This window comes from Phytoactinopolyspora endophytica (assembly GCF_004138495.1).
GTDB classification, from domain to species: Bacteria; Actinomycetota; Actinomycetes; order Jiangellales; family Jiangellaceae; genus Phytoactinopolyspora; species Phytoactinopolyspora endophytica.
The window spans coordinates 46362-48503 of the sequence record NZ_ML142862.1; the positions used below are offsets into that span (position 1 = coordinate 46362).

At 65.8% G+C, this 2142-nt stretch carries 3 protein-coding genes; all 3 read right to left on the bottom strand.

The features are described from left to right. Positions 1-34 precede the first annotated feature (34 nt). A complete protein-coding gene (locus ELR45_RS23460; RefSeq protein WP_129668512.1) occupies positions 35-874 on the bottom strand; it encodes a carbohydrate ABC transporter permease in 840 nt (279 codons plus the stop codon). Then, entirely contained in the window at positions 874-1818 is a 945-nt protein-coding gene (locus tag ELR45_RS23465; protein ID WP_129668640.1) for a carbohydrate ABC transporter permease, read from the bottom strand. Before ELR45_RS23465 ends, ELR45_RS23460 begins: the two co-directional genes overlap by 1 nt. Before the next feature lie 95 nt (positions 1819-1913). Next, a partial coding sequence (locus ELR45_RS38840) for a substrate-binding domain-containing protein (RefSeq protein ID WP_205857126.1) occupies positions 1914-2142 on the bottom strand: 229 nt, incomplete at its 5' end.

Consider the following 2142-nt stretch of genomic DNA (forward strand, 5'->3'; position numbering starts at 1 on the left):
GAGATGGTCATGTTCATCCTCCTTTGGTTTGAACTCACGACTTGACGGCTCCGCCCAGCAACCCGCCGGTCAGGCGTCGTTGCATGAAAGCGAAGAAGATCAGGCTCGGGATGGTCGCTACCAGCGACGCCGCAGCAAGCGGCCCGAGGCGTGCCACACCCTCCGCGCCGATGAACTTCACCAGCGTCAGCGAGATCGTCTGCAGATCCGGGTCCCGGATCAGGACCAGCGCGAACAGGAACTCGTTCCACGCGGACACGAAAGCGAACAGGCCGGCGGCCACCACTCCCGGAGCGAGCAACGGGGCGATGACGCTGCGCAGCGCCCGCACCTTGGTGGCACCGTCCATCGCCGCCGCCTCCTCCAGCTCGTACGGGATGCTTGCGACGTAGCTGCGGAGCATCCACAGCGCGAACGGCATGCTCCAGACGACGTAGACGATGATCAGACCGAGATGACTGTCGTACAGCCCGGCATCGCGGAGCAGCAAGAACAGCGGGATGATCACCAGAACCCACGGGAAGATCTGGCTGAGCAGCACCCAGACGATCACCGCCCGGCTCACCACGGACCGATATCTGGCCATCACGTAGGCCGCCGGGATCGACAGGAAGACGGTCAGCACCGCGGACACACTGGACACGAACGCGGTGTTCACCAGGGACCGGGCGATCGGCTGCTCATCGAACGCCGCCCGGAAGTTCTCGAACGTGATGTCGTTCGGGATGATCGTCGGGTTGATCTGCGCGATCTCCTGCGGTGTCTTCAACGCCGTCGACAGCAGCCAGAACAGCGGGAAGGCGAGGAACACCAGGTACGCACCCAACGCCAGGTACTTCAGCGTCGTGGCGACGGCCGGGGTCGAACGTTCCATCAATTCTTCGCCTCCTTGAACCGCTGCCGGAGGTAGAAGGCGACGAACACGGCGATGATCAGCACCATCGCGTTACCGAGCGCTGCGGCATACCCGTAGTTGCCGTACCGGAACGCTTCCTCGTAGGCGAACAGCATCGGCAGCCGGGTCGCCCCGCCGGGCCCGCCTTCGGTCAGCACATAGACCAGACCGAACTGGTTGAAGTTCCAGATGAAGTCCAGCGTGGTGATCGCAGTGACCACCGGGGCTATCGCCGGCCAGGTCACGTTCCGGAACCGCTGCCAGGCGCCGGCACCGTCCATCGACGCGGCCTCGTTCAGCTCCCTGGAGACGCTCTGCAGGCCGGCGAGCAAGACCACCGTGGTCTGCGGCATCCCGGTCCAGACTCCGACCACGATGATGGCCGGCAACGCGAGGGAGAACGACGAGAGCCAGTCGATGTTGCTGTCGATGATCCGCAGGTCCATCAGGACGTCGTTGAGCAGGCCCGCGTTCGGGTGGTAGACCAGCCGCCACATGATGCCGATCACCACCGGCGGCATGGCCCACGGAACGAGCGACAACGTCCGGGCCAGCCACCGGAGCCGGATCCTCTGGTTGAGCAGCAGCGCGAGGCCGAGGCTGGCGACGAACTGCAGGATGGTCACAGAGAACGCCCAGATCAGCCCGATCCGGAACGACTCCCAGAAGTAGCTGTCGCCCAGCAGGTCACCGTAGTTCTCGAGCCCGGTGAACGTGGTCTCTGTCGCCCTGCCTGCCTGGGCGTCGGTGAACCCCAGGTAGATCCCGCGGAGCAGCGGGTAGAGGCTGAACGCGAAGACCGGGATCAGCGCCGGAATCGCCAGCATCATGCCGTCGCGGTCAAGGCCGAGGAACCTGCGCCGTGCCCGCGGTGGCTGCTGCTTCTTCGGCCGCCCGCGGGGCGGGGCGAGCACACCACTCATGCTTGCTGGTCGCGCTCGACTTCTCACTCGCTCCGCGGACGGCTGCGCTCGTTCCTCGCTACGCCGGCCACTCCACTCGCTCGGCGTCTCGCCGCTCATGCTTCGATCTCCCTGGTGCTCTCACGTACGGTCAATGAGGGCGCGACAGTCATCCGCCGAGCAGGCCCGGTCTCACCCTGAAGCCGGGCCAGCAGCATCTCGGCCGCGATCCCGCCCCGCTCGCGCGAGCCCAGCGAGACGCTGGTGAGGGGCGGGAAGCTGGTCTCCGCCAGGGTGGTGTCGTCCATACCGACGACTTGGACGTCGTCGGGGATCGAGCGACCC